The 2,348-nt window shown below is 46.1% G+C and carries 4 protein-coding genes; all 4 read right to left on the bottom strand.

Annotation, left to right across the window (positions count from 1 at the left end; translation table 11 throughout):
• Positions 1-163: 163 nt before the first annotated feature.
• Positions 164-625 carry an urease accessory protein UreE gene (gene ureE, locus C7B77_RS28395; protein WP_106312964.1) on the bottom strand — a complete coding sequence of 154 codons (462 nt, stop codon included), beginning with the start codon at positions 623-625 and terminating at the stop codon, positions 164-166.
• A 61-nt stretch (positions 626-686) separates the two neighbouring features.
• Positions 687-1,148 (bottom strand): DUF4168 domain-containing protein, encoded by a 462-nt coding sequence (locus C7B77_RS28400; protein WP_106312967.1) that lies wholly within the window; start codon positions 1,146-1,148, stop codon positions 687-689.
• A gap of 202 nt (positions 1,149-1,350) precedes the next feature.
• Positions 1,351-1,695: a 30S ribosomal protein S6 gene (gene rpsF, locus C7B77_RS28405; protein ID WP_106312970.1), complete on the bottom strand. Its 345-nt coding sequence runs from the start codon at positions 1,693-1,695 to the stop codon at positions 1,351-1,353.
• 269 nt (positions 1,696-1,964) lie between these two features.
• Complete coding sequence (locus C7B77_RS30570) at positions 1,965-2,120, bottom strand: hypothetical protein (RefSeq protein ID WP_181244071.1); 156 nt, start codon at positions 2,118-2,120, stop codon at positions 1,965-1,967.
• Between the last annotated feature and the right edge of the window lie 228 nt (positions 2,121-2,348).

A 2,348-nucleotide genomic window follows, 5' to 3' on the forward strand; every position in this document is an offset into this window, starting at 1 on the left:
CTTGCCTCTGTTTGGAATTTTCCTCATTTTAGCAAGCAACCAAGTAACCCTAATTTTTAATCTTGACACTGCACTAGTTAAATTACAGCAGAGGTTTCAAAGCACGCAACGCTGGAGCTGACCAGGCAACCGGGCAATTTCTGGTATTGACCGATGATGACTATTAGTGTTGGTGACTATAAGCACCACCTTGTGGAGAAAATGGGGCGATTTCTGCTACTACCTGCAAGCCTAATTGTACCAACATCCTTTCCAATACCGAGTCGGGAGTCAATCGCAAATAGGTGGGGGCGATCTCCAGACTGACATGGCGATTGCCCAGATGATAAGCAGCTCGCAGCAAATCGATCGCATCGTCGCTGGTGACAGTTAATACTGGCTCTGGCTTTGCAGCAACTCGGACGACGACGCCAGTCTCCGAGCCGAGCAGATCGCCATCTACCAACACGGTACCGCGCGGTAATTGGAGCGAGACTGGGGTGCCATCTGCGGCGATAAAATGATGGCGGCTGCGGGTGCGTTCTTCCGCTGTCAGCCAGAGCAGCAACGGTGACGATGAATGATGGTGACGATCCAACTTTCGATCGATCGCGATTGCTGCTGGAGACGACGAGTCGTTCGACATGGGATTGACCTTACTAGCTAATAGTTGCTATTGTATCCTCACAGAGATCGCAGTCGATCGACTAGTTCATAAAGCTCCGCACTCGATTTTGGAGTTGAGGGTTGGAGCGGACAGCCTGAGTAATTTGATTGAATCTTTCGATACTCAATCCGCGACTAGCTGCAATACTCTCACATTGGTTGCAGTACCTGATGAATAGCGATCTTGCTTCACTATTTAATGCTTCCATAGTATTGGGCTGATTGCATACCAGATTTGGTAAAGAACCATTATTAGCGCGACTGACTTGAGCGAGTGTCGATTGCCGCAACGGTTCGATTTGCATCAGTGCAGCAGCGTAGTTGCGTAGATCGGTATCGCTAAATTCATCGGCACGAGCCGCGTTGCTAAAGATTAAACTGGGCTGCTGGGCGGTAAAATCTGGTACGATTCCCGCTAAGATACCCAATAAGCTAGTCGTGATGCCTATAAATAATAGGCGAGATAAACGGACAGTGTTTCTGCGGGCGTGTGGAGTTGTCATATAACCAGGTGTGAAACCAAGCGAGCAAATTTTGGTTTAAGTTGCACTCTATTTGAAGTGTTTGGCATCTGATAAGTTCCTGGATACCACCAATCGAACTAGATGGCAATCCCTACTTGCATAAAATTTGTGCGATCGATGCCGAAAAAGATCGCCCGCGCGAGCGAGCGATCTGGTGTAATCTCAAATTGAGAGCGAATAATTAAGCGTCTTCGCCGTTTGCAGCCGCTAGAGCAGCAGCTTTTGCTGCTTTCTTAGGCGGATCGAGTTTGAGACTTAAGTAGCGAATCACATCTTCACTCAGGCGCATCGCTCTTTCTAATGGCGCAATTTCTTGACCCGAGCCAGTATAATTGACCTGAACGTAGATTCCATCGCGGTTTTTACCAATTAGGTATGCAAGACGACGTTTGCCGCGTTGTTGAATTTCAATCTCGGTAGCACCGTTGGTTTCGATGATGGCTCGATACTTCTCGATCGCTCCATCAGCCTGTTCGTCAGATAAATCGGGACGCAGGATATACATGATTTCGTATTTATCGCTCACAAATTCTCCTTATGGACATAGTGGCTTTAGCTCGGTTCGTAATTGGTCGGCTAAAGCAAGGATCCACTATCTTATCAGGAAATGGTAACTTTTGGAAACTAGTAGATTGGAAGTAACGATCGCCCACCCAACATCCATCTAGATTTTAACAAAGGATGTGATGTCTTGCAGAGATTCGATCGCCCTAATAGCTCCAGGCAATACAGTTCTTTGAGGTTCTGACAACAAGAGCGACTAAATACCTCAATGTCAGTTGTTAAGTCTAAATATTAGCTAAACCATTTTGGCAGTTGATTGTCCTGCTGTTCGAGATGAGTCACGATCCACCACCCAAAGGTAGTAAAACTTAGTAACAAACAAGTGGAGAGGAGATATGCACTAGAAATGGTACGGACGATAGCAGGTGCGGAGATAATATCGAACATGGCTCATTCAGCTCAAGGCTGTTGAAATTGTTTGTGAATCGCCTTATATACGTAATTCTGCTATTTACTACGAGCTTACTGCGGTGTTTTCCAGCACTGTCGAGAGAAATTTATCGTGCTAGCATCTACCAACTTATCGCGGTTACATAGACTGACATTCGTCAACAGACGATCGACCCAATGAGTAGATCGCTTCCAAATCGAGTTATTTACTCATTTTCAGAAGAT

Origin of the sequence: Chamaesiphon polymorphus CCALA 037 (genome assembly GCF_003003845.1) — a bacterium.
In the GTDB taxonomy this organism is placed as follows: domain Bacteria; phylum Cyanobacteriota; class Cyanobacteriia; order Cyanobacteriales; family Chamaesiphonaceae; genus Chamaesiphon; species Chamaesiphon polymorphus.